This is a genomic window from Rhodococcus sp. IEGM 1305 (genome assembly GCF_030058635.1).
In the GTDB taxonomy this organism is placed as follows: Bacteria; Actinomycetota; Actinomycetes; order Mycobacteriales; family Mycobacteriaceae; genus Rhodococcus_F; species Rhodococcus_F opacus_D.
In genome coordinates, this window is record NZ_JASHKX010000009.1 from 68,932 (window position 1) to 95,784 (window position 26,853).

General features: G+C 68.9%; 30 protein-coding genes. 21 read left to right on the forward strand and 9 right to left on the reverse strand.

Translation table 11 applies throughout. The features are described 5' to 3' along the window. Entirely contained in the window at positions 1 to 504 is a 504-nt protein-coding gene (locus QM693_RS16235) for a DUF427 domain-containing protein (protein ID WP_283331019.1), read from the reverse strand. 16 nt (positions 505 to 520) lie between these two features. Continuing rightward, positions 521 to 1,375 carry an alpha/beta fold hydrolase gene (locus QM693_RS16240; protein ID WP_283331020.1) on the reverse strand — a complete coding sequence of 285 codons (855 nt, stop codon included), beginning with the start codon at positions 1,373 to 1,375 and terminating at the stop codon, positions 521 to 523. 74 nt (positions 1,376 to 1,449) lie between these two features. On the opposite strand from QM693_RS16240, the gene QM693_RS16245 reads away from it, so the two are divergent. Then, complete coding sequence (locus tag QM693_RS16245) at positions 1,450 to 1,908, forward strand: MarR family winged helix-turn-helix transcriptional regulator (protein WP_280779891.1); 459 nt, start codon at positions 1,450 to 1,452, stop codon at positions 1,906 to 1,908. Here the strand turns inward: QM693_RS16245 and QM693_RS16250 are convergent. Beyond that, positions 1,868 to 2,383 carry an Lrp/AsnC family transcriptional regulator gene (locus QM693_RS16250; protein ID WP_283331021.1) on the reverse strand — a complete coding sequence of 172 codons (516 nt, stop codon included), beginning with the start codon at positions 2,381 to 2,383 and terminating at the stop codon, positions 1,868 to 1,870. The genes QM693_RS16245 and QM693_RS16250 overlap by 41 nt on opposite strands. A 115-nt stretch (positions 2,384 to 2,498) precedes the next feature. Between QM693_RS16250 and hppD the strand changes: the two genes are divergently transcribed. The 10 genes from hppD (at position 2,499) to QM693_RS16300 (ending at position 12,615) form a co-directional block, all read left to right on the forward strand. After that, complete coding sequence (hppD, locus tag QM693_RS16255) at positions 2,499 to 3,707, forward strand: 4-hydroxyphenylpyruvate dioxygenase (RefSeq protein WP_283352856.1); 1,209 nt, start codon at positions 2,499 to 2,501, stop codon at positions 3,705 to 3,707. A gap of 33 nt (positions 3,708 to 3,740) precedes the next feature. Then, a complete protein-coding gene (locus tag QM693_RS16260; protein WP_283352857.1) occupies positions 3,741 to 4,505 on the forward strand; it encodes an SDR family NAD(P)-dependent oxidoreductase in 765 nt (254 codons plus the stop codon). Next, positions 4,502 to 5,014: a VOC family protein gene (locus QM693_RS16265; RefSeq protein ID WP_283352858.1), complete on the forward strand. Its 513-nt coding sequence runs from the start codon at positions 4,502 to 4,504 to the stop codon at positions 5,012 to 5,014. Before QM693_RS16260 ends, QM693_RS16265 begins: the two co-directional genes overlap by 4 nt. Before the next feature lie 61 nt (positions 5,015 to 5,075). Continuing rightward, entirely contained in the window at positions 5,076 to 6,401 is a 1,326-nt protein-coding gene (hemL, locus tag QM693_RS16270) for a glutamate-1-semialdehyde 2,1-aminomutase (RefSeq protein ID WP_283352859.1), read from the forward strand. 79 nt (positions 6,402 to 6,480) lie between these two features. Further along, positions 6,481 to 7,140: a histidine phosphatase family protein gene (locus QM693_RS16275; protein WP_005566498.1), complete on the forward strand. Its 660-nt coding sequence runs from the start codon at positions 6,481 to 6,483 to the stop codon at positions 7,138 to 7,140. Next, complete coding sequence (locus QM693_RS16280) at positions 7,137 to 7,736, forward strand: TlpA disulfide reductase family protein (RefSeq protein WP_005258349.1); 600 nt, start codon at positions 7,137 to 7,139, stop codon at positions 7,734 to 7,736. Before QM693_RS16275 ends, QM693_RS16280 begins: the two co-directional genes overlap by 4 nt. After that, complete coding sequence (locus QM693_RS16285) at positions 7,733 to 8,563, forward strand: cytochrome c biogenesis CcdA family protein (RefSeq protein ID WP_037233399.1); 831 nt, start codon at positions 7,733 to 7,735, stop codon at positions 8,561 to 8,563. Before QM693_RS16280 ends, QM693_RS16285 begins: the two co-directional genes overlap by 4 nt. Beyond that, on the forward strand, positions 8,560 to 10,224 hold the full coding sequence (gene resB / locus QM693_RS16290; RefSeq protein ID WP_283352860.1) for a cytochrome c biogenesis protein ResB: 1,665 nt from the start codon (positions 8,560 to 8,562) through the stop codon (positions 10,222 to 10,224). The genes QM693_RS16285 and resB overlap by 4 nt, the downstream gene beginning before the upstream one ends. After that, complete coding sequence (ccsB, locus tag QM693_RS16295) at positions 10,221 to 11,198, forward strand: c-type cytochrome biogenesis protein CcsB (protein ID WP_283331027.1); 978 nt, start codon at positions 10,221 to 10,223, stop codon at positions 11,196 to 11,198. Before resB ends, ccsB begins: the two co-directional genes overlap by 4 nt. Positions 11,199 to 11,292: 94 nt before the next feature. After that, the gene (locus QM693_RS16300) at positions 11,293 to 12,615 is read left to right on the forward strand and encodes a MinD/ParA family ATP-binding protein (RefSeq protein ID WP_283331028.1); all 1,323 of its coding nucleotides are present in this window, start codon (positions 11,293 to 11,295) and stop codon (positions 12,613 to 12,615) included. A gap of 47 nt (positions 12,616 to 12,662) precedes the next feature. Here QM693_RS16300 and QM693_RS16305 read toward each other — a convergent pair whose 3' ends face one another. Continuing rightward, positions 12,663 to 12,866 carry a hypothetical protein gene (locus QM693_RS16305; protein ID WP_009474708.1) on the reverse strand — a complete coding sequence of 68 codons (204 nt, stop codon included), beginning with the start codon at positions 12,864 to 12,866 and terminating at the stop codon, positions 12,663 to 12,665. Between the two features lie 178 nt (positions 12,867 to 13,044). Then, positions 13,045 to 13,272 (reverse strand): BldC family transcriptional regulator, encoded by a 228-nt coding sequence (locus tag QM693_RS16310; protein ID WP_005252019.1) that lies wholly within the window; start codon positions 13,270 to 13,272, stop codon positions 13,045 to 13,047. A 187-nt stretch (positions 13,273 to 13,459) separates the two neighbouring features. On the opposite strand from QM693_RS16310, the gene QM693_RS16315 reads away from it, so the two are divergent. Next, positions 13,460 to 13,837 carry a DUF4229 domain-containing protein gene (locus QM693_RS16315; protein ID WP_009474707.1) on the forward strand — a complete coding sequence of 126 codons (378 nt, stop codon included), beginning with the start codon at positions 13,460 to 13,462 and terminating at the stop codon, positions 13,835 to 13,837. Next, positions 13,834 to 14,943 carry an L-cysteine desulfhydrase Cds1 gene (gene cds1, locus QM693_RS16320; RefSeq protein ID WP_283352861.1) on the forward strand — a complete coding sequence of 370 codons (1,110 nt, stop codon included), beginning with the start codon at positions 13,834 to 13,836 and terminating at the stop codon, positions 14,941 to 14,943. Before QM693_RS16315 ends, cds1 begins: the two co-directional genes overlap by 4 nt. Here cds1 and QM693_RS16325 read toward each other — a convergent pair. Then, positions 14,931 to 15,476, reverse strand: a complete 546-nt coding sequence (locus tag QM693_RS16325) for a GNAT family N-acetyltransferase (protein ID WP_283352862.1) — start codon at positions 15,474 to 15,476, stop codon at positions 14,931 to 14,933. The genes cds1 and QM693_RS16325 overlap by 13 nt on opposite strands. Before the next feature lie 127 nt (positions 15,477 to 15,603). Here QM693_RS16325 and QM693_RS16330 point away from each other — a divergent pair, with 127 nt between their 5' ends. The 4 genes from QM693_RS16330 to QM693_RS16345 all read left to right on the forward strand — a co-directional run bounded on the left by QM693_RS16330 (position 15,604) and on the right by QM693_RS16345 (position 17,651). Then, the gene (locus QM693_RS16330; RefSeq protein WP_283352863.1) at positions 15,604 to 16,356 is read left to right on the forward strand and encodes a lysophospholipid acyltransferase family protein; all 753 of its coding nucleotides are present in this window, start codon (positions 15,604 to 15,606) and stop codon (positions 16,354 to 16,356) included. 65 nt (positions 16,357 to 16,421) lie between these two features. Beyond that, the gene (locus QM693_RS16335; RefSeq protein ID WP_005258323.1) at positions 16,422 to 16,637 is read left to right on the forward strand and encodes a hypothetical protein; all 216 of its coding nucleotides are present in this window, start codon (positions 16,422 to 16,424) and stop codon (positions 16,635 to 16,637) included. Positions 16,638 to 16,643: 6 nt separating this feature from the next. Beyond that, positions 16,644 to 17,210 (forward strand): Clp protease N-terminal domain-containing protein, encoded by a 567-nt coding sequence (locus tag QM693_RS16340; RefSeq protein WP_283352864.1) that lies wholly within the window; start codon positions 16,644 to 16,646, stop codon positions 17,208 to 17,210. A gap of 60 nt (positions 17,211 to 17,270) precedes the next feature. Beyond that, a complete protein-coding gene (locus QM693_RS16345) occupies positions 17,271 to 17,651 on the forward strand; it encodes a phage holin family protein (protein ID WP_009474702.1) in 381 nt (126 codons plus the stop codon). Positions 17,652 to 17,663: 12 nt separating this feature from the next. On the opposite strand, the gene QM693_RS16350 is transcribed toward QM693_RS16345, so the two are convergent. Next, positions 17,664 to 18,533 (reverse strand): 1,4-dihydroxy-2-naphthoate polyprenyltransferase, encoded by an 870-nt coding sequence (locus QM693_RS16350; protein WP_280779903.1) that lies wholly within the window; start codon positions 18,531 to 18,533, stop codon positions 17,664 to 17,666. A 76-nt stretch (positions 18,534 to 18,609) separates the two neighbouring features. On the opposite strand from QM693_RS16350, the gene QM693_RS16355 reads away from it, so the two are divergent. After that, positions 18,610 to 21,861: an AfsR/SARP family transcriptional regulator gene (locus QM693_RS16355; RefSeq protein ID WP_283352865.1), complete on the forward strand. Its 3,252-nt coding sequence runs from the start codon at positions 18,610 to 18,612 to the stop codon at positions 21,859 to 21,861. A gap of 9 nt (positions 21,862 to 21,870) precedes the next feature. Here QM693_RS16355 and QM693_RS16360 read toward each other — a convergent pair whose 3' ends face one another. Together QM693_RS16360 and QM693_RS16365 are read right to left on the reverse strand one after the other, a co-directional pair. After that, positions 21,871 to 22,614: an IclR family transcriptional regulator gene (locus QM693_RS16360; protein WP_280779905.1), complete on the reverse strand. Its 744-nt coding sequence runs from the start codon at positions 22,612 to 22,614 to the stop codon at positions 21,871 to 21,873. Beyond that, the gene (locus QM693_RS16365; protein ID WP_283352866.1) at positions 22,614 to 24,128 is read right to left on the reverse strand and encodes an APC family permease; all 1,515 of its coding nucleotides are present in this window, start codon (positions 24,126 to 24,128) and stop codon (positions 22,614 to 22,616) included. The genes QM693_RS16360 and QM693_RS16365 overlap by 1 nt, the downstream gene beginning before the upstream one ends. A gap of 226 nt (positions 24,129 to 24,354) precedes the next feature. Here QM693_RS16365 and QM693_RS16370 point away from each other — a divergent pair, with 226 nt between their 5' ends. The 3 genes from QM693_RS16370 to tatA are packed head-to-tail and all read left to right on the forward strand — an operon-like array spanning position 24,355 to position 26,806. After that, a complete protein-coding gene (locus QM693_RS16370; protein WP_283331035.1) occupies positions 24,355 to 25,935 on the forward strand; it encodes a flavin monoamine oxidase family protein in 1,581 nt (526 codons plus the stop codon). Between the two features lie 29 nt (positions 25,936 to 25,964). Next, positions 25,965 to 26,639: a Rid family hydrolase gene (locus tag QM693_RS16375; protein WP_283331036.1), complete on the forward strand. Its 675-nt coding sequence runs from the start codon at positions 25,965 to 25,967 to the stop codon at positions 26,637 to 26,639. Continuing rightward, positions 26,639 to 26,806 (forward strand): Sec-independent protein translocase subunit TatA, encoded by a 168-nt coding sequence (tatA, locus tag QM693_RS16380; RefSeq protein WP_005252050.1) that lies wholly within the window; start codon positions 26,639 to 26,641, stop codon positions 26,804 to 26,806. Before QM693_RS16375 ends, tatA begins: the two co-directional genes overlap by 1 nt. Positions 26,807 to 26,853 lie beyond the last annotated feature (47 nt).

The window sequence follows — 26,853 nt, forward strand, 5'->3', positions numbered from 1 at the left end:
TCACCAGAAGCGACTCCCGGGCCCGCCCTTGAACGGGCCGACCACCTGATCGGTGATCCACCCGCCGTAGAAGCCCCCCGTCTGGGGCCGAACCCGCTCGCCGCCGACGAAACAGCCGTCCACCGATCCCGGCATGACCGCCACGTGCCCGAGGAGAGATTCGTACCCGGCGACCGGCCGCGGATAGTGCCACGCCGCACGCTCGGCGACGTGTCCGCCCGCGACGACGTCGAAATAATCCGCCCGCCCCTTCCACTCGCACACCGTGCTCCCGGCAACCGGACGCAGGACCCCCTCGGCGAAACACGTGCGCGGCAGGTAGTACGTCGGCGGGTGGCTCGTCTCGAGCAGGCGCAGCGGGTTGCGTGTGCGTGCGACGAGTTGCCCGCCGAACCGCACCTCCACCAACTCGCCGCTCTGCTCGACCACGGGTGGCCGCGGGTAGTCCCACACCGATTCCTGGCCCGGACCGACGGGGTCCGGGATCGGGTGGCCGCTCGTCATGCGTGGACCAGTCGAGTCAGGCCGAGGTGCTGATCATCGCGAGATATCCCACGGGGTCGCGCCAGAACGCGGTGATCAGGTCGGCGAGTGCGGCCGGGTCGGCGATCAATGGTGTGATGTGGCCGGCGCCGTCCACCGTGGTGGCTGCGGCGTGCGGCATCGTCGCCGCGGCGGCCCGTGCCTGCTCGAGGGAGATCATCGTGTCTGCGCGGGGGACGACCATCAGCGTCGGCGCTCCGATCCGGGGGAGGAGAGGGCCGAGGCCCTTGCGGTGCAGCATGATCGACTGCATCGCCTGGTGCATGCCGCGGCGTGGTGCCTGCCGGAAGGTCCGGGAGACGGCCTGGAACTGTTGCGGCTGCGTTCGTGAAAGCTCGGTGCCGAGAAGGACGTTCATCACCGCATTCGTGAGCGGTGGAATCGGCCCGGCGATGCGGTAGGCCCACACCATCGGCACGATCCTGGCGCGTTCCCTGCGGGTGAGGGCTTGGGTCGGTGTCCCGATGGTGACCACGGTGCGGCACAGGTCGGGAGTGTCGGCGGCCGCGACGAGCCCGACGTGTCCACCCCAGGCGTTGCCCACCCAGTCGGCGGGCTCGGTGACGCCGAGTACGTCGAGGACGGTGATCGCCGCCTCCGCGCACTCCTCCATCGTGAACCGGCGCGGTACGGCGGTGCTCGCTCCGTGGCCGGGTCCGTCGATCGAGATCAACTGCCGGTGCGCGACCAGATGGCTGCGCAGGGGTGCCCACGTCGTCGAGTCGACGAAAAGGCTGTGCCACAGCACGGTCGGCGGTCCGCTACCGGTGACGTGGACGGCGAGGTTCCCGACGCTCGTCGGGACGGTCCGGGTGATCGATTGTGTGTCCATGGGATGCCCCAGGTGCTGTGTCGAGTAATGCTTCGGAAACCGAAACTTCGGTAACCGTAGTATTCTCCTGTGTCATGGAACGGTCAAGAGGTCTGCCGTCCGATCGCCCTGCGGTGGGGCAGTTGCTGGTTCGTTTGCTGCACGAGTTCCGCCGGGAGTTGAGCGAGCCCATGGCGGAACGCGGTTACGGCGACATCCGCCCGCCGCATCTGCAGATCTTCGGCAACATCGGTTGGGAGGGCCGGCGGTTGACGGAGATCGCCTCCCGGGCCGAACTGAGTCTGTCCGCCGCGTCCGAACTGATCAACGATCTCGAGGACCTCGGGTACGTCGAGCGGGTTCCGGACACGCGGGACAGGCGGGCGAAACTGGTCGTCCCGACCGCGCGGGGACGGCAGGCGCTGCAGGACGCCGCCGTACGGGTCGCCGAGATCGAGCACCACTGGGGCGGCATCGTCGGCCACGACCGGTTCGACGACGCCTGCTCCGTGCTCAATTCACTGTTGGACGAGCTGAGTCCCGAGGACCGCTGACCGTGGGCGGAGGGACCGCCGCGCGGACGAGTTGCTCGTGACGCAGGGCGATCTGGGTCTGCGTCGCGATGACGGTCGACGAGCGAAGAACGTTGTGCCCGTCCACGATCGAGTTGATCACCCGCTGCAGGTCGGCGTGGGTGCGCGCCACCACGCGGACCAGGACGTCGCCGGCTCCGGTAATCGTGTGCGCTTCGAGAACTTCGGGGATGGCGGTCAGATGCTCGACGACCGCGGCGTGCCCGTTGCCCTGGGCGATCTCCAGGGTGGCGAACGCGACCACCGGAAACCCCAGTGCCTCCGGGTCGAGGGTCGGTGCCGAACTGGTGATCACGCCGGTGCGTTCGAGCCGGTCGAGACGCGCCTGAACGGTGCCACGCGCCACTCCCAGGCGTCTCGACGCCTCGAGCACCCCGACCTTCGGCTCGGCGTGGAGCAGGTCGAGCAGTGTGGCGTCGAGTTGATCGATACTCATGGCGTCCCTGGTCAATATGTAGGGTCCAACCGTCTTTTCGTCCAGCATTCTGTACAGATTGAACAGCGTCAAGAGGCACCGTTGCGCAGTGATGTGTGCTGGATCACAGTGAGATATGACTATCGCCGACATTCGCCTGACGCCCCGCGAGGTGGCCGCACATCTGGAGACCGACGAGCTCCGGCAATTGGTCGGGCTCGTCGAACACGACGACGCGTCGGATCCGTTTCCCGTGGTCGCGATGGATGCCGTGGTATTCGCGTGCGGCAACGCGACGCAGAGCATGCAGTACTTCGTCTCCACCTGGGGCATGACCCTCGTCGCCTACGCCGGGCCGGAGACCGGTCAGCGCTCGCACAAGTCCTTCGTCCTCGAGTCGGGGTCGGCACGGTTCGTGCTGCACGGCGCCGTCGATCCGAAGAGCCCGCTCGCGGACCATCACCGGGCGCACGGCGACGGCGTCGTGGACCTGGCGATGGAAGTGCTCGACGTCGACCGCTGCATCGCGCACGCCCGCTCGCAGGGGGCCGCCATTCTCGAGGAGCCGCGCGACGTCACGGATCAGTTCGGCCCCGTGCGGCTCGCGGCGATCGCCACGTACGGCAGCACCCGGCACACCATCGTCGACCGCAGCCGGTACGACGGCCCCTACCTCCCCGGATTCGTCGCGCGCTCCAGCGGTTTCGCGGCGCGACCGGGTAAACCCCCGCGGTTGTTCCAGGCGCTCGACCACGCCGTCGGCAACGTCGAGATGGGCCGGATGGATCACTGGGTCCGGTTCTACAACCGCGTCATGGGATTCACGAACATGGCCGAATTCGTCGGCGACGACATCGCCACGGAGTACTCGGCGCTGATGTCGAAGGTCGTGGCGAACGGCAACCACCGGGTGAAGTTCCCGCTCAACGAACCCGCGGTGGGAAAGAAGAAGTCGCAGATCGACGAATATCTCGAGTTCTACGGTGAGCCGGGCTGCCAGCATCTGGCCCTCGCGACCGGGGACATCCTCGCGACGGTGGACGCGCTGCGGGCCGAGGGCGTCGAATTCCTGAACACACCCGACGCGTACTACGAGGACCCGCGGTTGCGTGCCCGGATCGGGAGGGTCCGGGTGCCGGTGGAGGAACTGCAGAAGCGCGGAATCCTCGTCGACCGCGACGAGGACGGATACCTCCTGCAGATCTTCACCAAGCCGCTCGGCGACCGGCCGACCGTGTTCTTCGAGCTGATCGAACGGCACGGTTCGCTCGGATTCGGGGCGGGCAACTTTCAGGCCCTGTTCGAATCCATCGAGCGTGAGCAGGCGGCGCGCGGCAATCTGTGAACCTCCGATCGGCACGCAGTGCATCATCGACTGATGGATGACACGGATCGGGGAACGTTCGCAGGGAAAGTCGCTCTCGTCACCGGGGCCTCCTCGGGGCTCGGGCACGCCGTGGCCCGGCTCCTCACCGACCGGGGAGCCCTCGTCTTCGGGGTCGCACGGGACGGGGATGCGCTGCGGCAGGCCATGATCGGGATCGCCGGGCCGGAGGCCGCGGGGCGCTGTGCACCGGCGGACGTGGCGTCGCCGGAAGCGTGCAGCGCGGCCGTGGCAGCCTGCGTCGCCGGGCTCGGCGGTCTCGACGTCCTGATCAACGTTGCCGGTTCGCACACCCTCCGGCACACCGCGGACGTCACGGACGAGGACTGGGCACACGATCTCGCCGTGAACCTGAACGGGCCGTTCTACCTGTCGCGGGCAGCGCTGCCGCATCTGCTCGACCGCGGAGGCAACATCGTCAACGTCGCATCCGTCGCCGGACTGCAGGGGCAGGCGTACTCGGCCGGCTACTGCGCCGCCAAGCACGGACTGGTGGGTCTCACCCGCGCGATGGCACTCGAGTTCACCGGCACACCGCTGCGGATCAACGCCGTCTGCCCGGGCGGGATGATGACACCGCAGGTCACGAATTTCGCGTTCCCCGACGGCGTCGATTTCGAGCTCGTCCTGAAGTCGGCCTCCCCGAGAGGGCTGATGGAACCCGAGGACGTGGCGAAGACGGTGGCCTTCCTCGCATCCGACGACGCGTCCGCCATCCACGGAGCCGTGTACTCGGTGGACAACGGGAAGATGGCGTGAGCCTCGTCGCTGGCCCGATCTTCCAGATCTGCTGGGTCGTCGACGACATCGAGGCTGCCGAGCGGTACTTCACCGAGCAGCTCGGCGTCGCGCGATGGTTGCGGCTCCCGGACGTGCACTTCGGACCCGAGCACTGCACGTACCGCGCGCAGCCCGCCGACTACGTGGTCCACGTGTCCCTCGGATACGCCGGCGGACAGCAGCTCGAGCTGATCCAGCCGGTGTCGGGACGCAACCTCTACACGGAACAGCTGGAGACCACCGGTCCCGGCGTCCATCACGTGGCCTGGGTCCCCGACGACTTCGAGGACACCCTCGCCGAAGCCGGACGTCGAGGACTGCCGGTGGTGCAGCGGGGCCGGTTCGAGGGCGTCGGGATGGAGTTCGCGTACCTCGAGGGCGGCCCGCTCGGCGGATACGTGGAACTGCTGAAACTGTCCGAGGAGATGAGGGCGATGTTCGCCTCGCTCGTCCCGGAACCACCCGGCGCGACGGATCGGGCAGAGTGATCCTGGCCACCCACTACACCCTGTCGTTGGCAAATTCGACAGAACTGGGACACTGGTGGCCGTGACTGTTTCCTCCGGTGACCCCGACGTGCACGCATCCCGCTCCGCCCAGCTCTTCGAGAGGGCTGATCTGGTCATTCCCGGCGGCGTCAACTCCCCGGTGCGAGCCTTCCACTCGGTCGGCGGCACCCCGCGGTTCATCAAGGAAGCGTCCGGCTACACGCTCACCGACGTCGACGGCAACGACTACGTCGACCTCATCTGCTCCTGGGGACCGATGATCCTCGGTCACGCGCACCCCGCCGTCGTCGAGGCAGTGCAGAAGGCGGCCGCCACCGGCCTGTCGTTCGGCGCGCCCACCGAGGGCGAGATCGAACTGGCCGAGGAGATTGTCGGCCGGGTTGCGCCGGTGGAGAAGGTGCGCCTGGTCAACTCCGGCACCGAAGCCACCATGAGCGCCGTCCGCCTGGCCCGCGGATTCACCGGCCGAACCAAGGTCCTCAAGTTCTCCGGCTGCTACCACGGACACGTCGACGCGCTGCTGGCCGACGCCGGCTCGGGGCTCGCCACCTTCGGCCTCCCGACATCGCCCGGCGTGACGGGCGCGCAGGCCGAGGACACCATCGTCGTTCCCTACAACGACCTCGACGCCGTCGTCCAGGCCTTCGCCGCGAACGAGGGCCAGATCGCGTGCGTCATCACCGAGGCCGCCGCCGGCAACATGGGCGCAGTGGCGCCGCACCCCGGATTCAACGAGGGCCTGCGGAAGCTGACCAGCGACAACGGCGCCCTACTCATCATGGACGAGGTGATGACCGGGTTCCGCGTCAGCTCCGCCGGTTGGTTCGGGCTCGACGGCGTCGCCGGTGACCTCTACACGTTCGGCAAGGTGATGAGCGGCGGTCTGCCCGCCGCCGCATTCGGTGGCCGCGCCGACGTCATGGCCCATCTCGCCCCGGCCGGACCCGTCTACCAGGCGGGCACCCTGTCCGGGAACCCCGTCGCCGTCGCCGCCGGGCTCGCCAGCCTGCGCGCCGCGGACCAGGCCGTGTACGACGCACTCGAGCGCAACAGCGCCACCCTGCGGACCCTGCTGTCCGACGCGCTGACCGCCGAGAGTGTGCCGCACCGGGTGCAGACCGCAGGCACGATGCTCAGCGTGTTCTTCAGCGAGGACCCGGTGACCAACTACGCCGAGGCCAAGGCCGCCCAGACCTGGCGCTTCCCGGCGTTCTTCCACGGGCTTCTCTCACGCGGTGTGTACCCGCCGCCGAGCGCGTTCGAGGCGTGGTTCGTCTCCGCCGCCATGGACGACAGAGCCTTCTCGATCATCGCCGACGCCCTGCCGCACGCCGCGAAGGCCGCCGCCGCGGCCGTCCAGCCCTGACGTGTCCTCCCCCCTCGCGGCCGGCAGCCTTGCCGCCGACACCCACCCGCCCTCCCGTCCCGACCCGAGGAATCGCAACGTGACCGAAGCCGATCATCCCGACCACACACAGACCCGCACCATCGTGCACGTGCTCCGGCACGGCGAGGTGCACAACCCGCGAGGAATCCTCTACGGCAGGCTCCCCGGGTTCCGGCTGTCGGTGACGGGTGAGGCGCAGGCCCGCGCGGTGGCGTCGGTGCTGGCCAAGCACGACATCACCCACGTGGTGTCCTCGCCGCTGCAGCGCGCGCAGGAGACGGCGGTTCCGATCGCCGACGCGCACGGCGTCGAGATCGCGACCGACGAGAACCTCATCGAGGCAGGCAACGAATTCGAGGGCCTCAAGGTGTCCGTCGGCGACGGCGCGCTGTCCCGTCCCCGGCACTGGTGGAAACTGCGCGACCCGTTCACCCCGTCGTGGGGCGAGCCGTACCTGCAGATCGCGCACCGCATGCTGGCCGCCGTCAACAGCGCCCGCGTGTCGGCGGTGGGCCACGAAGCCGTCGTCGTCAGCCACCAACTCCCCGTCTGGACCCTCCGCCGATTCCTGCAGGGGGAGCGGCTGTGGCACGACCCGCGGCACCGTCAGTGCGGTCTCGCGTCGCTGACCTCCCTCGTCTACGAGGGCGATACCCTCATCGACATCGTGTACTCGGAGCCCGCGGGCGCGTCGGATCCGAGGGTGACCGGGGCATGAGTCGGGGGCGCTTCGCCGGGCTTCTCGCGGTGATCTGTACGGCCGCGGTGTCGCTGTCGGCGTGTGCGTCCGGCGACGACGCCGTGGCCCAGGGCGGCACGTTCGACTTCGTGTCGCCGGGCGGGCAGACCGAGATCTTCTACGACCCGCCTGCTGACCGCGGCACCATCGGCACGGTGTCCGGACCCGACCTGATGACCGAGGGCAAGACCACCTCGCTCGACGATTTCGAGGGGCAGGTCGTGGTACTCAACGTGTGGGGGCAGTGGTGCGGCCCGTGCCGGGGTGAGGCCAACGACCTCGAGCAGGTGTACGAGGAGACCAAGGATCAGGGAGTGTCGTTCCTCGGGATCAACGTGCGGGACAACCAGCAGGACAAGGCGCAGGACTTCGTGATCGACAACAAGGTGTCGTATCCGTCGATCTACGACCCCGCCATGCGGACGATGATCGCGCTGGGGCAGAACTACCCTACGAGCGTCATCCCCACCACGATCGTGCTCGACCGGGACCACCGCGTGGCCGCGGTGTTCCTGAAGGAACTGCTCGCCGAGGACCTGAAGCCGGTGGTCGAACGGGTGGCGCAGGAATCGTGAGCACCAGCACTACCCTTCTCGCCGGCGGCGTCGGCGACGCCTTCCAGTCCACCGCGGCATCCGGACCGCTGCTGCTCGCGCTCGGTGCGTGCGTCCTCGCCGGTCTGGTGTCGTTCGCGTCGCCGTGCGTCGTGCCCCTCGTTCCCGGATACCTGTCCTACCTCGCGGGTGTGGTCGGCGCGGACGCCCCGGCCGTGACCGCGGAGGAGGCGGCCACCCGCACGAAGACGGTCGCCGACGGTCGGCTGCGGGTCGCGGGCGCCGCGGCCCTGTTCGTCGCCGGTTTCACCGTGGTGTTCGTGCTGGCCACCGCGTCGGTGTTCGGCGCCATCTCGGCGCTCGCGATCAACCGCGACATCCTGATGCGGGTCGGCGGGGTGGTCACCATCGCCATGGGCCTGGTGTTCATCGGCCTGATCCCGGCCCTGCAGCGCGACACGAGGCTCGAGCCGCGCCGCATCTCCAGTCTGGCCGGGGCCCCGCTGCTCGGTGCCGTGTTCGCGCTGGGCTGGACCCCGTGCCTCGGCCCCACCCTGGCGGGTGTCATCTCCCTGGCCGCAGGCACCGACGGTGCCACCGCCGCCCGCGGAGTGGCCCTGATCGTCGCGTACTGCCTCGGCCTCGGGTTGCCGTTCGTGATCCTGGCGCTCGGCTCGTCCCGCGCGCTGCGCGGTGTCGGCTGGCTGCGCCGGAACGCGCGGACCATTCAAATCTTCGGCGGAATCATGCTGGTGGCCGTGGGCATCGCCCTCGTCACCGGCGCGTGGGACCAGTTCGTCGGCTGGGTTCGCGACGCCTTTATCTCGGAAGTGACTCTGCCGATATGAGCGACACCCAGACCCCCGAGGCCCCGGAAGCCACACCGGTGCCCCGCCAATCGCTGCCCGGCCGCGCGTTCGCGGTCGTCCGCAACACCTGGCGTGGCCTCACGTCGATGCGCACCGCGCTGGTGCTGCTGTTCCTGCTGGCCCTCGCGGCCATTCCCGGCGCCTTGCTCCCGCAGCGCAGCCTCAACGCGGGCAAGGTCGACGAGTACATCTCGAACCGGCCGACCCTCGGACCGTGGATGGACAAGCTCGAGCTGTTCGACGTGTTCGGCAGCTTCTGGTTCACCGCGATCTACGTCCTGCTCTTCATCTCCCTCGTCGGCTGCATCCTGCCGCGCTGCGTCGACCACGCCAAGGCACTGCGCACCCGTCCGGTGCCTGCCCCGCGGAACCTCGCGCGACTGCCGCACCACCACGAGGACCGGGTCGACGAGTCACCGGAGGAACTCGCCGCCCGCATCCGCACCCACCTGAAAGGGTGGCGGGTCGAGACCCGCGCGGGCGGGGAGCGCGCCGCGCACGACGGCGAGATCACCATCTCCGCGGAGAAGGGCTACTTCCGCGAGCTCGGCAACCTGGTCTTCCACCTGTCGCTCGTGGCGCTGCTCGTCGCGATCGCCGTCGGCAAGCTGTTCGGCTACGAGGGCAACGTCATCGTGGTCGCCAACAACGGTCCCGGCTTCTGCACCACGTCGCCCGCGGTCTTCGACTCGTTCAAGGCGGGCAACACGCAGGACGGCACCGGCATGACGCCGCTGTGCGTCAAGGTCAAGGACTTCGCGGCCGACTACCTCGACAGCGGTCAGGCCGAGATGTTCACATCCAACATCGCCTACCAGGCCGGCGACGACCTCGAGACGAACACGTGGCGGGACGGACAGTTGCAGGTCAATCACCCGCTGCGCGTCGACGGTGACCGCGTCTACCTGCAGGGGCACGGGTACGCGCCGACGTTCACCGTCACGTTCCCGAACGGGGAAACCCGCACCGAGACGCTGCAGTGGCGGCCCGACGACGCGACGACGTTCCTCAGCAGCGGCGCGATGCGGTTCGACCCGCCCGGCGGCATGTACACGGACACCGACGAGCGCCGGAAGAATCAGATCGCGATCGAGGGACTGTTCGCCCCGACCGCGCTGTTCCACGGCAATCTGCTGGCGTCGAGCTACCCGGCCATGAACGACCCGGCCGTGGCCATCGACATCTACAAGGGCGACACCGGCCTCGACACAGGCAATCCGCAGTCGTTGTTCTCGCTGAACACCGAACTGATCAATCAGGGCCGGCTCGTGAAGCAGGACCGGGTGAATCTGAAACCGGGGGAGAGTTCGACGCTGGCTGACGGCACCCAGGTGCGGTTCGACGGTGCGGTGGACTTCGTGAACCTGCAGGTCTCGCACGACCCGGCGCAGCAGTGGGTGCTGGTGTCGGCGCTGACGATGATGGCCGGATTGCTCGTCTCGCTGCTGGTCAAGCGTCGTCGCGTCTGGGCCCGCATCTACCCCGCGGACGCTTCCGATCTTGACCCACGACGTACTGTAGTAGAGCTTGGTGGACTCGCCCGGACCGATCAGGCCGGCTGGGGCGACGAGTTCGGCCGACTCTGCACCCGTCTGCTCACGGACGACACGAAGCCTGACGCGCAGGAGAGCCAACGATGACGACCAACGAGACACTGGCGCAGTACAGCGACTGGGCCTTCCGATCAGCCTTCACCGTTCTGGTGCTGGCACTCGTGCTGCTCATCGTGCAGTACGCGTCCAGCCGGGCGCAGGCCGTGCAGGACCGGGAACTCGTGTCGGCAGGCTCCGGCGCCCGTCCGGCCGATGCGCCGTCGGTTCCCGGCCGAGTGGTCGAGCAGCCGAAGAAGCCCATGGCCGAGCGCTTCGGCGGCATGGGCGCGGCCGTGCTCGTCGTCGGCACGGTGCTGATCTTCGCGTCGATCGTGCTGCGCGGATTCGCCACCGCACGGTTCCCGCTCGGCAACATGTACGAGTTCGTGACGATGGCCTGCGCGGCCGCACTCGTCGTCGGTCTCGCACTCCTGTCGAAGCCGGCGTACCGGTCGATGTGGGTGTTCCTGCTCGTCCCCGTCCTGATCCTGATGTTCCTCGCCGCCACCGTGCTGTACGCGGACGCGGCGCCCGTGGTGCCCGCACTGCGGTCGTACTGGCTGCCCATCCACGTCACCATCGTGAGCGTCGGTTCCGGTGTGTTCCTGGTGTCGGGCATCGCGAGCCTGCTGTTCCTGCTGCGCATGCGGTACCCGCGCGGCGAGGAGGGAACGGGCGTGTTCGCGCGGATCGCGGAGCGGCTGCCCGACGCGCAGACCCTGGACCGGCTGGCGTACAAGACCACCATCATCGGGTTCCCGCTGTTCGGCGCGGGTGTCATCCTCGGCGCCATCTGGGCCGAGGCCGCCTGGGGCCGATTCTGGGGCTGGGACCCCAAGGAGACGGTGTCGTTCATCGCCTGGGTGATCTACGCCGCCTACCTCCACGCCCGCGCGACGTCGGGCTGGCGCGACACCAAGGCTGCATGGATCAACGTGGCGGGCTTCGTCGCGATGCTGTTCAACCTGTTCATCATCAACATGGTGGTGTCGGGATTGCACTCGTACGCGGGCCTCAACTGACGGTAGTCACCGACTGATATCCTTCCGCCGCGACGTCTCCGACCGGTGTGATTCGGTGGAGACGATGGAGACTTCACGAGGGGGATGTTCAGCCATGTCCGAAAACAACGCCGGCATGTGGGAGCCGGTACGGCCTGCATCGAATCCGCCCGGGGACGACCACGCATCGGCCGCCGCGTGGAACGCCGCGCGGCAGGCCCCGTACGTTCAGCCGCAGGGTCCCAACCCGTTCGCGCAGCCCGGTGCCCAGGCCCCCTCCGCCGCACCCGCGCGGCCGCAGACCCAGGCCCCGGCTACCGCTCCCGTCCCGCAGCAGGCCCCGGCCCCTCAGCAGGCCCCGGCCCCGCAGCAGACTCCGGCTCCCCAGCAGGCGCCCGCTCAGGGAACGTTCACGCCGCCGCAGCAGGCGCCGGTCCAGCACGCGCCCCAGCATCCCCGCCCGAACAACACGAATGCCGATCAGCAGTACGCGGTGTCGGCGCGTGACCTGTCGACGTCGCTGCTCCTCAAGCAGGTCAAGCCGGCCCCCACCACGGGGTGGCGCAAGGCGCTGTACCAACTGTCCGGCCGCTACATCAACGTCGGCAACAGCGCGAAGGAACAGCGTCGGATCGAGCTGACCAAGCAGGTCAACCAGCCGCTGCAGGGGTGCTACAAGATCGCGCTGCTGAGCCTCAAGGGCGGAGTGGGCAAGACCACCACCACCGCGACCCTCGGCTCCACGTTCGCGTCACTGCGCGGCGACCGCGTCATCGCCGTCGACGCCAACCCCGACCGGGGCACGCTCAGTCAGAAGATTCCCCTCGAGACCCCGGCCACAGTGCGCAATCTGCTGCGCGACGAGCAGAGCATCGAAAAGTACAGCGACGTCCGCAGTTACACGTCGCAGAGCCGGCACCGGCTCGAGGTGCTCGCGTCCGACAGCGACCCGGCGGTGTCGGAGGCGTTCAGCGCGGACGACTACTCGCGGACCGTCACGATGCTCGAGAAGTTCTACAGCATCGTCCTCACCGACTGCGGCACCGGACTGATGCATTCCGCCATGCAGACCATCCTCGAAGAGGCCGACGCGCTCGTGGTGGTCAGCTCGGGCTCCGTCGACGGCGCCCGCAGCGCCTCCGCGACCCTCGACTGGCTCGACGCCCACGGATACCGCGAACTGGTGTCCCGGTCGGTGGCCGTCGTGAACGCGGTCCGACCACGGTCGGGCAAGGTGGATCTGCCGAAGGTCGTCGAGCACTTCGAGCAGCGGTGCCGCCTGGTCCGGCTGATTCCGTTCGATCCGCACCTCGAAGAGGGCGCCGAGATCGAACTCGAGCGGCTGCGTCCCAAGACGCGCACCGCTCTTCTCGAACTGGCGGCCGCGGTGGCGTCGGACTTCCCGGCGTCCAGTTTCGCGCTACAGGATCGTCGCTGAGGCAATGACGCCGAGGGTGCCGGATCGACCGGCACCCCGGCTTCGGCTCACCCGGCGGGGTCCGCCGGACCGGCCTCGGGTTCGTCGGACTTCTTCCGACGGGTCTCCCGATCCACCTTCCAGAGGAAATCCGGATCGTCGTCGGGTCCCTGCACCCGATTGCTGAGCACGGGCCTGGTGTTCGGGCCGAATGCCTTCCAGAGCAGGACCGCCACTGTCACGAGCCCGATGAGTGCCAACAGATAGATCACCGCGCACCTCCTTACACCGCTCGAGGGTAGCCGGTATCCCTGAGCGTAGCCGCGTCGGCGGCAGAGGGCATCTACCCGGTCGCAGTGCGTCCCGGGTAGTGCGGTCGCGGTCAGCCCTACGGCCGCCCGCCCAGCGTCAGGGTCGGCCCGCCCAGCGTCAGGGTCGGCCCGCCCAGCGTCAGGGTCGGCCCGCCTCCGTGGTGAGGGAGCGGAGCAGCTGCATGACCTCGGCCTCGCGGAAGCGGCGGTGCCCGCCGGGGGTGCGCAGCGATCCGAGCCGGCCCGCGTGCGCCCATCGCGTCACGGTCTTCGGGTCGACATGGAACAGGGCAGCCACCTGGCCCGGGGTCATGAGGGCTTCGTTGGATCCGCTGAATCCGGGTCCGTTGTAGGTGGGTGCGCTCATCGACGGTCCTCCACTGCTTTCGACTGGTCTGTGCTGAAGCCGGCCGCTGTTGCGACTGAACTCGGTCATCGTGACATCTGGCACCCCGGGTACTCGAACGATCTAATGTTGGTAAAGGGGAGGTAATAGACAAATCGGATAAGTCGGACGTGTGAGGGGTGGCCTCGGCGATGGGTAACCTGGGGGCGTGAGTGAGTCATCCGAGAAGCCAGAAGACCAGGTCGAGCGCCCCGTCGCAGCCGATTCGAGCGCACCGGCGAAGCCGGACGGGCGGGTGACCAAGGGGCAGCTGGCGCGCGACGTCGCGATCTATTCGATCGCCCGGCTACTGCTGGTCGTCGTCATCGGTGCCATCATCCTCGGGGTGGCCGCACTCGTCGGAGTCGCCGTGCCGCTGCTCGTCGCGGCCATCTTCGCGGTCCTCATCGCCCTCCCGCTGTCGCTGCTGCTGTTCGCGAAACTCCGCCGGCGGGTCAACGAGGGGATCGCCGCGTTCGACGCGCAGCGTCGCGCCGACCAGGCCGACCTGCGTGCCAGGCTCCGCGGTGAGGGCACGTCCCGGTGACGGACGGCGACTGCGTCGTCATCGACCGGAGCTTTCCGCGTGACTGGGTGGACAACGCCGTCCGCCTCATCGACGCCGACGCGCAGCGCAGCGCCGACACACACCTGCTGCGGTACCCGCTGCCCGTCGAATGGGGTGTGCAGCTCTATCTGAAGGACGAGTCGACCCACATCACGGGCAGCCTCAAGCATCGCCTGGCCCGGTCGCTGTTCCTCTACGCGATCTGCAACGGATGGATCACCGAGGGGACGACGGTCATCGAGGCGTCCTCGGGGTCCACGGCCGTCAGCGAGGCGTACTTCGCGAAGATGCTCGGACTCGACTTCGTGGCCGTCATGCCGCGCAGCACGAGCGGCGCGAAGATCGCCCTCATCGAGGCGCAGGGCGGTCGCTGCCACTTCATCGACCGGCCGCCGGAGATCTACAGCGAGGCCCGACGGCTCGCCGCGGAGACGGGCGGTCACTTCATGGACCAGTTCACGCACGCGGAGCGGGCCACCGATTGGCGGGGCAACAACAACATCGCCGAGTCGATCTACCACCAGATGATTCGTGAAGAGCACCCGGTGCCGGAGTGGCTCGTCATGAGCGCCGGCACCGGCGGCACCAGCGCGACGCTGGGCCGGTACATCCGCTACCGCAGGCACGCGACCCGTCTGCTCGTGGTGGATCCGGAGAACTCGGCGTTCTTCGGCGGCTACGACACCAACTCCTGCGACTACGCGACGGGGATGCCCTCGCGCATCGAGGGCATCGGCAGGCCGCGGGTGGAGCCGTCGTTCGTCGGGCAGGTCATCGACCGGATGATGCGGGTGCCCGACGCAGCGTCCATCGCCACGGCTCGGCACGCCAGTTCGGTGCTGGGCCGCCGGGTCGGCGGCTCCACGGGCACGAACCTGTGGGGTGCGTTCACCGTCGTCGCGGAGATGCTCGCGGCCGGACGGTCCGGCAGTGTGGTCACGATCCTGTGCGACGGCGGCGAACGCTACGCGGACACCTACTTCGACGACGACTGGGTGGCCGGGGAGGGTATCGACCTCATGGGTCCGGCCGCGGTGCTCGACCGCTTCGCGGCGACGGGGGAGTGGCCGGGTCAGCCCGGCTGAGGCGCGGTCGCGGCGGTCCGCACCGGCGCCGTCACCGCGCGGGACATCGTGACCCGCGGCCATGCGGCGAGGCCGTGCCGGGCCTCGTCGGCGCGGATGCGCGACAGGCCCGGGGTCAGGGTGTCTTCCGGCAAGGGGCGGAAACCCAGCCGCTCGTAGTAGGGGGCGTTCCACGGGACGTCGACGAACGTGGTGAGGGTGAGGGCGGGCAGTCCGCGGAAGGCCGCCCACGACGAGATCTCGTCGAGGAGCAGGGCGCCGAGCCCTTGGCGGGCGTGGCCGGGGTGGACCGACACCTGCTCGATGTGGGCGGCCCCGTCGACCACGGCGACGAGTGCGTATGCGACCGGGGCATCGTCTGCGTCGACCGCAACCCAAATGCATTCCAGCTGGAGGTATTCGGTCAACTCGTCGAGTGTGAACGGGGGATCGTCGGCGACGGCGTCCATTCCGATGTCACGAAACGGCGCACCCGCCGCGATTTCGATGTCTTGCAGAACGGGCAGGTCGGTGGAAATGGCCGGGCGGATCACAGGTCTTTTGTACCCGAAATCGTGCTGTTCGCACAGTTTCCCTGCACTTTCCCAAAACTTACTCCACCGTAGGCTACGCAACCGTAGGTTGGTAGCCTGGCGATAGGACGACGGAGCGGGGACGAGGATGGACAAGCCCGAGGTAACTCTCGAGAACTACGAAGCGGTGTACGCGTACTACCGCGACCATCAGCAGAATCGAATGCTCGCCAAGCTGGCGTACGCGTCGCTGTATGCGAAGTACCGGCCGCGGGTCGTGTACGCGGACGACGCGAAGGCGCAGCTGGCGGGGCTGGTGAAGTCCGGCAGGGTGCTGATCGTCGCCGCCAATCACATCACCCACAGCGATCAGTACACGCTTGCGGCCACGGCATGGAACACGCCGTTGCGCCGCGCGATCGGACGCACCCGGGTGCTCGCCAAGGATGAATTGTTCGTCGACCCCGACCTGCACAAGAAGGTCGACATGATGGGCGGCATCCCGGTGTTCCGCAGCAAGAACTACGGACTCCGGGCGGTCGCCGACGCGGGCCGGCTCATGATGGACGTCTCCGCCGAACGACTGTGTCGCGGTGACAACCTGGCAATCTTCCCCGAGGGCACGTGCAACGAGGACGACCCGACCCGCCTGCAGCACATCAACAGCGGCATCGGTCACATCGCGAAACGTGCGGCGGATCGCGGAGTCTCACCCGTCCTGCTGTCCATCGGCCTCAGTTACGGGCCGGACGCTCATGGGCCCGACCCCGAGAACGTGAAGTCGGCCAGCGTCTTCGTCGGGGAACCGCTGTTCGACCTCCCGGCGAAGCCGATGGACATCGCCCACGTCGTGCAGAAGGAACTGCAGATCGCTGTCGACGGGGCGGTCGCCGCGTACTGACGGCCCCCCCCGGGATCTGTCAAGGAGGGTTGACACCCGGTCGGTGTCAACCTAAATTGACATGCATGACCGAAGCAACCACGCTCGCCGCAGCCGCGGGCAGCCCCGACCCCGCCGAGGGGCTGCGGGCCGTGCGTGCGCTGCGGCGTCTCCTCGAACGGCTCGAGGCCATCCAGGTCGCCAACGCCCGCGCCCAGGGCTGGTCCTGGCAGGCGATCGCCGACTCCCTCGAGGTGAGCAGGCAGGCCGTCCATCAGAAGCACAACCGGAGAGGGAGGTAACGGCGCATGTTCGAACGATTCTCGACGGACGCCCGGGCCGTGGTGATCGGCGCGCAACAGGAAGCGCGCGTACTGAAGTCGCCCCAGATCGGGCCCGAACACCTCGTGCTCGCGCTGCTGTCCGTGCAAACCGAACCCGTCCACGGCATCCTCGCCGACGCCGGCATCGAGGAGGAGAAGTCGCGATCGACCGTCGCGACGCGCGGCACGGCGTTGAGCGACGCCGACGCGGAAGCGCTCGAATCGATCGGGATCGACCTCGACGCGGTGCGGCAGAGCCTCGAGCAGAACTTCGGCAAGGGCGTCCTCGATCCCGAGGAGCCGTCGGAGAAGCGCGGGTGGTTCGGCCGGAAGTCGGGGCACATCGGGTTCACCCGCGACGCCAAGAAGGCGATCGAACTGTCACTGCGGGAGGCGCTGGCGCGCAAGGACGATCACATCGGCGCCGAGCACATCTTCCTCGGAGTGCTGCGAGTGGCCGACGGCACGACGCGGGAGATCCTCGAGGTCCAGGTCGGTGTCGGCGAACTCCGCCGTCGCGTGCACGCGGCACTCGACGACCGCGCCGCCTGACCCTCCCGGTCCCGGGTTATCCGGTTCCCGTTTGTCCGAACGGTGTGCCAGCATGCACCCATGACCTTCTTGGTACGCCTCGTCATCAACGCGTTCGCGATCTGGCTGGCGGCAGCCTGGGTGTCGGGCATCGACATCTCCAGTTCGGGCAACGGAACCGGATGGGACATCGTGGTGCTGCTCGGCATCGCGGCGGTGTTCACCGTCGTCAACATCTTTGTCAAACCACTGGTGAAGCTGCTGTCGCTGCCGTTGCTGATCCTGACGCTCGGCCTGTTCACCCTGGTGATCAATGCCCTGATGCTGCTGCTCACCGCATGGCTGAGCTCCCAGACCGATTACGGCCTGACCGTCGACGGCTTCTGGACCGCCGTGTGGGGAGGCCTGATCATCTCGATCGTCAACTTCATCCTCGGCATCGTCCTACCGGACGGCGACTGACCGGGCGGCCGCTCAGGCGACCGAGAGGGCCACGGCGGTGGCGGCGCCCCAGATCAGCATCGCCAGCCCCGAATCCCGAAGCGCCGGAATCAGTGCGAGGCCCAGGCCGCCGGAGCGGACCGGCGCGTTCGCCCGGACCGCGAGAGGCAGCGCGAGCAGTCCGACGAGCGACCAGGGGGTGCGCAGCACCAGGACCAGCGTCACGACGAACGGGACCGTCAGCGTGACGAGATGCAGGATTCGGGTACGCGAGTCGCCGAGCCGGACGGCGAGCGTGCGCTTGCCGGACTCGGTGTCGGTGGGAATGTCCCGCAGATTGTTGGCGACGAGAACCGCGCTCGAGAACGAACCGACGGCGATCGCGGACACGAGACCGGCCCAGTCCACCGTCTCGGCCTGCACGTACTGGGTGCCCAGCACGGCGACGAGACCGAAGAACACGAAGACGGCGACCTCGCCGAACCCGCTGTACCCGTACGGCTTCTTGCCGCCGGTGTAGAACCAGGCGCCCACGATGCAGAGGGCGCCGATGAGCACGAGCCACCACGCGGTGGTGGCGGCGAGGGCCAGACCGGCCACCGCGGCGACGGCGAAGCAGGCGATGGCCGCAGCCTTCACCGCCGACGGTTTCACCAGCTTGGACCCGACGAGCCGCAGCGGGCCCACCCGCTCGTCGTCGGTGCCGCGGATCCCGTCCGAGTAGTCGTTGGCGAAGTTGACGCCCACGATCAACGCGAGAGAGACCACCAGTGCCAGTACTGCCTTCCACCACACCGCGCCGCCGAGCGACGCCGCGGCGCCGGTGCCCACGAGCACCGGGGCGATCGCGTTCGGGAGGGTGCGCGGACGAGCGCCTTCGATCCATTGAGCAGCCGTTGCCATGCACCGATCTTTGCACCGTGCGAGAAGACGCCCGCACCCACGCCGTGCAATACCATCGAACGCGGTGGACCAGCACATGAGCGTGGACGAGAGAGTGGCACCGGCAAGCACACCGATCCAGGTCGCGTTGTTGGGTGAAATATCGACGTGGCGATCGGGCGTGCTCGCGCCGCTGCCCGGCACCCGCGCGCGCAGCCTGCTGGTCGCTCTCGCCCGCGATCCCGGCCGGAGCCGGTCGGCGCAGGCCCTCATCGACGAGGTGTGGGGCGAGGATCCGCCGCGGTCCCCGATGAATGCGTTGCACACGCAGGTCTCCCGTCTGCGCGCGGCGTTGCCGGACGGAGCGCTGGAGATCGGCCCGGCCGGGTACCGGCTGGCGGTGCCCAGGGATGCCGTCGATCTGGCGCGCGCGGAGGACGTGGTACGCCGGCTGCAGGGCCGGGGGAACGGTCGCAGCGTCGGGCCGGACGAGATCCGCGATGCCCTCGCGTTGTGGCGGGGCGACCCGGGCGCGGACCTTCCGGGCGGTGCCGCCGCAACGGAACTCGCCGCCGATGCCGCAGGGGTCCGGGGGCAACTCGAGGCCGCGGAACTGGCGGCGCTGGTGGCGGTCGAAGACTGGGACGCCGCCCTCCCGAAGGCGCTGGCCCACGTCGCCGCCGAACCTCTGGACGAGCAGGGGCACGCGCACCTGATGCGGGCGCTCGCCGGGCTCGGGCGGGACAACGAGGCGCTGGACGTGTTCGCGACCTTCCGCAAGCGGATGGTGTCCCGGTTGGGGGCCGATCCGTCGCCCGCGCTCGTCGCTCTGCACACCGAGATCCTGCACGGCGGACGTCCCGGTGCCGTGGCGGCTCCGCTCCTCGTGTCGCCGGATCGGACGGCGATCGGGCTCCGCGCGGCACCCAACGCCCTCCTGGGACGCGATTCGGACATCGCCGAGATCGAGCGGTCGCTCACGTCCTCGCGCGTGGTGACCATCCTCGGGCCCGGCGGTGCCGGCAAGACGCGACTCGCGCACGAACTGGGTGCGCGGGCAGCCACGGGGACGTCGGTGGCCCTGGTGGAACTCGCGTCGCTGCGCAGCAGCGAGGACGTCGTCGCGGCGATCAGCAGCACACTCGGGCTCAGCGAGGTCGACATCGCGCCGGGCCGGCTCACCGTCAGCCGCGTCCATTCGGCGCGGGAACGGCTCCGGGAAGCGTTGTCGGCGGGGCCGATGCTCCTGATCCTCGACAACTGTGAGCACGTCATCGGCGCGTGCTCCGAGGTCGTGGCCGACCTGGTGGCGGCCGGCGACCAGCTGACCGTCCTCGCCACCAGCCGGTCACCCCTCATGCTCGCGTCCGAGGCCGTGTACCCGCTGCCGCCGCTCGCGATCGACGACGAGGACGCGCCCGCCGTGCAACTGTTCACGGCGCGGGCTCGCGCCGTGCGGCCCACCGCGCGCCTCGACCCGGAGACGGTGCGCAGCGTCTGCCGCACCCTCGACGGTCTCCCGCTCGCGCTCGAACTGGCCGCCGCCCGGGTGCGCAGCATGAGTGTCGAGGATATCGGCCGACGGCTCGAGCATCGGTTCGCGCTACTGCGATCCCACGACCCGACGTCGCCCGAGCGGCACCGCACCCTGCACGCCGTCATCGACTGGAGCTGGCAGCTTCTGGGTGAGCAGCAGCAGATCGCGCTGCGCAGACTCTGCCGGTTCCCGGCCGGGTTCACCCTCGACGCCGCCCGGACGATCGCGGAGTGGGACGGCGTCGACGATGTCGTGGACGCCGTCGAGGGCCTCGTCAACCAATCCCTGCTGTCCGTATCGGAGACGTCGGACACGCTGCGCTACTACATGCTCGAGACGGTGCGCGAGTATGGCGAGGAACAGCTCGCGGCGGCCGGCGAGGGGACGGAAGTGTTTGCTCGCCAAGGAGTCTGGGCAAGCCAGTTCGCGTCCGAGGCGCTCCGCCGGTGCCGCGCCGACCAGGTCGCGCTCGCGGACGACATCGACGCCGACCACGACAACCTGCTCGCGGTCCTGCGGTGGGCGGTCGAGCGCGACGACGCCGAGACGGTGGCGACCGTGTTCCCGGTGCTGGGCGGCCTGTGGGCCATCCGGGGTGCGCACTCGGAAGTGATGAACTGGACCCCGCGGATTCTCGGGTCGACGGCGGACGCCGACCTGACGGACGTCGGTTCGGAATTGGTGGCGTACACCTTCCTGCTCGCGGCGATGCACCTGGTGTTCGGTGGCCAGACACGCACGCTCGCCCGTGCCCGGATCCGGCTGCGTCACGTGCTCCGGGAGCGCCCCGACCTACCGTCGGTCACCGGGTTCGCGGTGCGGCTCATCCTGTCGCTGGGTTCGGGTCGGCGGCTGGCGAGGATCGTCGCGGAAGGCGTGCGGTCCGAGGATCCGGAGACCCGCGCGGCCGCCCTGTCCGCGCGGGCCAGCATGCGGGAGAACCTCGGCGACTTCCGCGGCGCGATGAAGGATGCGACGACCGTGTCCGGACTGTGCGGGGCGATCGGTGACGTGTGGGGCACGGCGATGGCGTCGCAGTTCCTCGGTTCACTGCAGAGCCAGTCCGGTGAGTACCGGGACGCGGTGCGGCACTATCAGGATGCTGTCGAGGGCATGCGGAAGCTGGGTGCGCAGGAGGAGGCGGATCAGCTGTGGGGCTTCCAGGCCTCCGCGCTGATCGCCGCCGGTGACGTGGAGGCCGGCCGGAAGGTTCTGGCCGAGACGGTACTCGAGCATCGCGGTGCAGGCACCGGGACCGACGACCACCAGCCGGACGAATGGCGGGCCGCCGCCACCGGCAGTCTCGCGGAAATCGATCTCGCGGACGGCGACGTGGAACGCGGGCTCGCCCGTTACCGTGAGGCGCTGGACATGGTGTATCCCCGGATGCTGTCCGAGCCGTACGCCGACCCGTTCGGAATGATGCTGGCGGCGTCGGTGGTGTGCGCACATGTACTGCACGGCCGGTCGGAGATGATGATGGAGTTCGTGCCGAAGCTCGCCGAGGCGGCGCTGTCGAGGCTGGGACAGGATGCCTACCAGGATCTGCCGGTCACCGGAACCGTCGCGGCCGGTGTGGGGTGCTTCGAACTCGCTGCCGGTGACCAGGATCGGGGCCTCGCCCTGCTGGCGTTGTCGGTCCGGGCCCGGGCCCGGCAGGACATCGCGTCGCTGCGACACCCCCGGCACGTCGCGTTCGCAGTCGAGCGCGTGGGGGAGGACCGCTGGGAGGCGGCGCAGAAGCGGTTCGGCGGCTGGTCGCGTCGCGCGGTGCGCGCCGAAATCCTGGACATGCTCGCCGGTTCGAGGTGAGTGCCGGCCTCAGGCAGGGACCCGGCCGCTCACCCGGGCCGCACACGATCGCAGGAGGTCGGTGAGTTCGGGATCGTCGACGGCCAGGCGTCCGGTCTTGCCGATCGCGGCAAGGCATCCAACCACCGCGTTCTGCGCATCGTGCACCGGGACGGCGACGGCGCTGCGGCCCACCCGCACCTCGTCGACCTCTCGGGCCGAGCCGGTGTGACGGACGGCGTCGAGTTCGCCCCGCAGCGCGGCGATGTCGGTGACGGTCCGCGACGTGACCCGGCGCAGACTCGGCGGCACCAGGTCCGGACGGGACGCGAGGAGGATCTTGCCGATGGCGGACGCGTGTAGGTGCGCGGCGATCGTGTTCTCGCCGCTGAGTTCGTGGTCGGGGTCCCGGTCGATCAGTCGCACCCGGCCGCCGGTGAACGACGCCAGATGGATCCCGAAACGCACCTGCCCCCGCAGTTCCTCGAGCACGGCGTGGTGGTCGACCGGGTCCGGTGCCGCCTCCGCCCCCGCGAGCTGTCTGGTCCTGCGGCCCAGTGCGAACCCGGACAGGTCGGCGATCCGCACCAGATAGCCGTCGGCGGTCAGGAGATTGAGCAGCCGGTACGCCGTGGCCTGGGGGATCCCCGCGTGTGCGGCGATGTCTCGCGCGGTCGCCCCGGACCCGAGCTGAGCCACGGCCTCGAGCAGGGCGAGTGCCTTCTGCACGGCGCGTGGTTCGTGGCCCGCGATCTCCCCCGCTCGGGCGCCCATCACCGGGACCCGGGGGTACGTCCAGCCGCCGTCAACGCGAGGTTTCCGGCGGCGTCCGTGGCGAACACGCCGGCTCCCGGCAGCACATCATCCGTTTCCGCCGTGTCGAACACACCCATCGACCGCAGACTCGCCGGGTGGCGCCATCGCAGGTACACCTGCCACGCCGAACCCGACAGCAACAGGGTCAGCACCACGGTGGGGACCATCGCGAAGCCGTGGGCCACGTTCACGAACAGCATGTAGGCCAGGACGATTCCGCCGGCGGCGCTGCCCGCGACTCCCGCCGCCAGGACGAGAGGGGTGTGTTCCCCGATGCGGCTGAGGAACCGCACCGACGCCACGGCGACCAGCACGTACGCCGCGACCACCGCGGTCCTGGCGATCAACTGCACGTGAGAAAATCCGGTCGATTTGCCGACGACGGCGAATGTCGCGGCACCGACGCACACGGCGCACACGATGACCGCCAGCGCCGCGTACGGGGTGCGGTAGCTCCGGTGCACCCGGGCGAACAGACGCGGCACGACTCGTTCGATCCCCATCGAATACAGCAGGCGCGACGCGGCATTCGACGACGCCATCGCCGACGCCAGCCACGACGTGCCCAACCCGAGGTTCAGGGCGATCACCACGGCCGGGTCGACCCCGGTGCCGGTGCCGTGCAGATACGCATTGACCAGGGTATCCGTGCGACCGGACCACGCGGCCCACGCCGAGAAGATGAACAGGCCGCCGCAGATCATCGGCGTGAGCATCACGGTGCGGGTGACGGTGGCGAGCGGGCGCTTGGCCTCCGGACCGAAGAACGTGGCGCTCTCGAAGCCGGCCAGGGCGAACACCGCGGCCAGCGTCATGAGCAGTGGCCCGTACGCGGAATCGGACGGCGGCACCGCGGCGTGCTGGCCGCCCGCACCGGTCACGATCATCAGACCGACGATGAACAGCAACGAGCACGATTCGACGGCGAGGATGGCGAGGGCCGCGAACCGCACCCCGCGGACCAGGCAGCCGAGGATCACGATCGCGATCCCGGCGTACACGAGGAGACGTTCGGCGGGTTCGCGCAATTCCAGCCCGAAGAAGCCGAGCGTCGCGATCACGGCCTGGCCACCGTGGTACAGCGTCATCACCGCACTGCCCACGTACTTGGTCAGCATGGCGACCCCAGCGGTCAGCGCGGCACGCGTGCCGAGGCCTTGGAACACGAAACTGTAGAGGCCGCCCGCGGCCGCCATGCGTCGCGTGAACTGCGAGACACACACCGCGATCAGGGACACCACCACCGTGGCGACGACGATCGTGATCAGACCGCTCAGCAGCATCTGGTGGGTGAACATGGTGACGGGCAGGACCACCATCGACACCGCCGGAGCCGTCGTGGCCACCGACTGGGCGAGAACCTCGAAGCCCGACAACTGCCGCCGGCCCAGCGCACGCAGCGGCGACACGGCCTGACGTTCGGGCTCGCCGGTGGCGAACGAACGCGCGATGGCGTCGGAAAGGGCTGACATGCGCGTGAAACTAGCCGGGTCGTGTTGCCGAAAAGTTTCGGTTTCGGGTCGAACTCCGCTTCGGGAGTGAGAACGGCCCGCGTCCGTTCTCGCTCGCCGGCCTCAGACTGTTTCGCTGCCGACAACTTCCCGACTCGCGTTCCTCCCAGGATGAATCCGGACAAGTTACCCGGGTCGCCGGGCGCAAGAATGGGAGCGCGAATTGGCATTCACACGTAGATCTTTCATGAAGGGCCTCGGGGCCACCGGGGGCGCGGGACTCGCGTACGGCGCGATGTCGACGCTCGGGCTCGCACCGTCGACCGCCGCTCCCGCCCGCGCGTTCCAGCCGCTCGCGGCCGGCGACCTGATCGGGAAGGTGAAGGGCAGCCACTCCGTGGTCGTGCTCGGCGGCGGCCCCGCCGGCCTGTGTTCGGCGTTCGAACTGCAGAAGGCCGGATACACGGTGACGGTCCTCGAAGCTCGCACCCGGCCCGGTGGCCGCGTCTGGACCGCCCGGGGCGGTACCGAGGAGACCGACCTGAACGGCGAGACGCAGAAATGCACGTTCTCGGAGGGGCACTTCTACAACGTCGGCGCCACCCGCATCCCGCAGAGCCACATCACGCTCGACTACTGCCGCGAACTCGGCGTCGAGATCCAGGGTTTCGGAAACCAGAACGCCAACACGTTCGTGAACTATCAGAGCGACACGTCGCTGTCGGGCCAGTCCGTCACGTACCGGGCCGCGAAGGCCGACACGTTCGGCTACATGTCGGAGCTGCTGAAGAAGGCCACCGATCAGGGCGCCTTGGACCAGGTGCTGAGCCGGGAGGACAAGGACGCGCTGTCGGAGTTCCTCAGCGACTTCGGTGACCTGTCCGACGACGGCCGCTACCTCGGATCCTCCCGTCGCGGTTACGATTCCGAACCCGGGGCCGGCCTGAACTTCGGCACCGAGAAGAAGCCGTTCGCGATGCAGGAAGTGATCCGCAGCGGCATCGGCCGCAACTTCAGCTTCGACTTCGGCTACGACCAGGCGATGATGATGTTCACCCCGGTCGGCGGCATGGACCGGATCTACTACGCGTTCCAGGACCGGATCGGCACCGACAACATCGTCTTCGGCGCCGAGGTGACCTCGATGAAGAACGTGTCCGAGGGCGTCACCGTCGAATACACCGCCGGCGGCGCGAAGAAGTCGATCACCGCCGACTACGCGATCTGCACCATCCCGCCGCACCTCGTCGGACGACTGCAGAACAATCTGCCCGCCGACGTGCTCACCGCGCTGAAGGCGGCCAAGCCGTCGTCGTCCGGAAAGCTCGGCATCGAGTACTCGCGCCGGTGGTGGGAGACGGAGGACCGCATCTACGGCGGCGCATCCAACACCGACAAGGACATCTCGCAGATCATGTTCCCGTACGACCACTACAACTCCGACCGGGGTGTGGTCGTCGCCTACTACAGCAGCGGCAAGCGGCAGGAAGCGTTCGAGTCCCTCACGCACCGCCAGCGGCTCGCCAAGGCGATCGCGGAGGGCTCGGAGATCCACGGCGAAAAGTACACCCGCGACATCTCGTCGTCGTTCTCGGGCAGCTGGCGGCGCACCAAGTACTCCGAGAGTGCCTGGGCCAACTGGGCGGGCAGCGGCGGCTCGCACGGCGGGGCGGCCACTCCCGAATACGAGAAGCTGCTCGAACCCGTCGACAAGATCTACTTCGCCGGCGACCACCTGTCCAACGCGATCGCGTGGCAGCACGGCGCCCTGACGTCCGCCCGTGACGTCGTCACCCACCTCCACGAGCGCGTGGCCCAGGAAGCCTGACCTTTCCCTCGAACAAGGAGTTGTGAACTGTGAAGTCTTTTCGTACCAAGGCCGTGACCGCCGCGCTCGCAGCGTCCGCTCTGATCGCCGGGGCGACGTCGTGCTCCTCCGAGGAGGCGGCGGCGGAAGCGCCCGGCAGCACGTTCGTGTCGAAGTCCGTTCTCGAAGCCGGCGAGGCGAATCCGATGATCGCGCAGGGTGTGGCCATCGGTGGCGGCACCGCCGTCTACAAGTCGAGCGGCATCGGCCCGGGCGCGTCCAACAAGGCCGCACCCGAGGGCACCCCCGAGTCGTACATCGACACCGACGTGTTCGCGGGCGGCGCACTCCCGGCCGGAGTCACGATCACCGAAGCGCAGGGAATCAACGCGCTGAAGCGGATTCGCGACAATCTCGAGGCACAGGGGCTGACGCTCGAGGACGTCGTGACCATGCGGGTGTTCCTCGACAACGCCCCCGGCACCGACCGCGCCGACTACGCCGGCTGGAACCGCGCCTACCGGCAGTTCTTTGCTAACACCAACCTCGGCACCGGTGACACCGAACTGGTCCCGCTCGGCACCGCGGAACCGGCCGCGCCGATGGAACGGAACTCCGCGCGTCCCAGCCGGTTCGCGCTCGAGGTCGCGAGCCTGCCCGCCGCGGGCTGGCTCGTCGAGGTCGAGGTGGACGCCGTGTACCCCGACGGTGAGGAGCCCCAGTAGTGGGGGCGCTGAGCCCGAGCCACTGGGCGATCATCGCGGTAGTGCTCGTGGTGCTGTTCGGGTCGAAGAAGCTTCCGGACGCCGCCCGCGGCCTGGGCCGGTCGATGCGGATCCTCAAGACCGAGGTGGGGGAGTTGCAGGCGGACGCCCCCGAACTGGAGAAATAGGCGAAGCGAGCCGGTGGACCCCGCGTCCACCGGCTCGCTTCGTTCTT

Bases quoted from the DNA above. Each gene is read 5' to 3' on its own strand.
- QM693_RS16365 (WP_283352866.1), bottom strand. From the start codon at position 24,128: ATGTCAGCCCTTTCCGACGCCATCGCGCGTTCGTTCGCCACCGGCGAG.
- QM693_RS16355 (WP_283352865.1), top strand. From the start codon at position 18,610: ATGAGCGTGGACGAGAGAGTGGCACCGGCAAGCACACCGATCCAGGTC.
- QM693_RS16250 (WP_283331021.1), bottom strand. From the start codon at position 2,383: ATGAGTATCGATCAACTCGACGCCACACTGCTCGACCTGCTCCACGCC.
- QM693_RS16240 (WP_283331020.1), bottom strand. From the start codon at position 1,375: ATGGACACACAATCGATCACCCGGACCGTCCCGACGAGCGTCGGGAAC.
- QM693_RS16340 (WP_283352864.1), top strand. From the start codon at position 16,644: ATGTTCGAACGATTCTCGACGGACGCCCGGGCCGTGGTGATCGGCGCG.
- QM693_RS16245 (WP_280779891.1), top strand. From the start codon at position 1,450: ATGGAACGGTCAAGAGGTCTGCCGTCCGATCGCCCTGCGGTGGGGCAG.
- QM693_RS16280 (WP_005258349.1), top strand. From the start codon at position 7,137: ATGAGTCGGGGGCGCTTCGCCGGGCTTCTCGCGGTGATCTGTACGGCC.
- resB (WP_283352860.1), top strand. From the start codon at position 8,560: ATGAGCGACACCCAGACCCCCGAGGCCCCGGAAGCCACACCGGTGCCC.
- QM693_RS16350 (WP_280779903.1), bottom strand. From the start codon at position 18,533: ATGGCAACGGCTGCTCAATGGATCGAAGGCGCTCGTCCGCGCACCCTC.
- ccsB (WP_283331027.1), top strand. From the start codon at position 10,221: ATGACGACCAACGAGACACTGGCGCAGTACAGCGACTGGGCCTTCCGA.
- QM693_RS16300 (WP_283331028.1), top strand. From the start codon at position 11,293: ATGTCCGAAAACAACGCCGGCATGTGGGAGCCGGTACGGCCTGCATCG.
- hppD (WP_283352856.1), top strand. From the start codon at position 2,499: ATGACTATCGCCGACATTCGCCTGACGCCCCGCGAGGTGGCCGCACAT.
- QM693_RS16335 (WP_005258323.1), top strand. From the start codon at position 16,422: ATGACCGAAGCAACCACGCTCGCCGCAGCCGCGGGCAGCCCCGACCCC.
- QM693_RS16330 (WP_283352863.1), top strand. From the start codon at position 15,604: ATGGACAAGCCCGAGGTAACTCTCGAGAACTACGAAGCGGTGTACGCG.
- QM693_RS16310 (WP_005252019.1), bottom strand. From the start codon at position 13,272: ATGAGCGCACCCACCTACAACGGACCCGGATTCAGCGGATCCAACGAA.
- QM693_RS16260 (WP_283352857.1), top strand. From the start codon at position 3,741: ATGGATGACACGGATCGGGGAACGTTCGCAGGGAAAGTCGCTCTCGTC.
- QM693_RS16360 (WP_280779905.1), bottom strand. From the start codon at position 22,614: ATGGGCGCCCGAGCGGGGGAGATCGCGGGCCACGAACCACGCGCCGTG.
- QM693_RS16370 (WP_283331035.1), top strand. From the start codon at position 24,355: ATGAAGGGCCTCGGGGCCACCGGGGGCGCGGGACTCGCGTACGGCGCG.
- QM693_RS16235 (WP_283331019.1), bottom strand. From the start codon at position 504: ATGACGAGCGGCCACCCGATCCCGGACCCCGTCGGTCCGGGCCAGGAA.
- QM693_RS16345 (WP_009474702.1), top strand. From the start codon at position 17,271: ATGACCTTCTTGGTACGCCTCGTCATCAACGCGTTCGCGATCTGGCTG.